Below are 311 nucleotides of genomic sequence, written 5' to 3' on the forward strand. Positions count from 1 at the left end.
CTGGAAACTCAGGATGACGCCGACCTTGCCCTCGCGCTTGGCCCGCGGGATATCCTCGGCCGTGCGCACCAGGATGGCCAGGTCCTGGCAGTCGCGGATCAGCGCCTTCATGTCGGCGATATTGGCGACCGTGTCCTGGAATCCTTCCCAGACCGAGACCGTGCAGCTGGCCGCGCTGAGCCCGCCGCGCCGCATGTCCTCGAAGATCGAGCGGTCCCACTTGGCGATGATCAGGCCGTCGATGACGATGTTGCGTTGATGCAGCGCGCTCATGTGCGGTGCGTCTTGGTGTGCTGCGTTCATGTGCGGTG

At 65.0% G+C, this 311-nt stretch carries 1 protein-coding gene; it reads right to left on the bottom strand.

What is annotated here, in order from left to right; genetic code table 11:
* A partial coding sequence (locus tag KDH83_RS32280; protein WP_212323303.1) for a membrane dipeptidase occupies positions 1 to 273 on the bottom strand: 273 nt, incomplete at its 3' end.
* Positions 274 to 311: the final 38 nt, after the last annotated feature.

Origin of the sequence: Achromobacter sp. Marseille-Q0513 (genome assembly GCF_018195695.1) — a bacterium.
Taxonomy (GTDB): Bacteria; Pseudomonadota; Gammaproteobacteria; order Burkholderiales; family Burkholderiaceae_B; genus Achromobacter.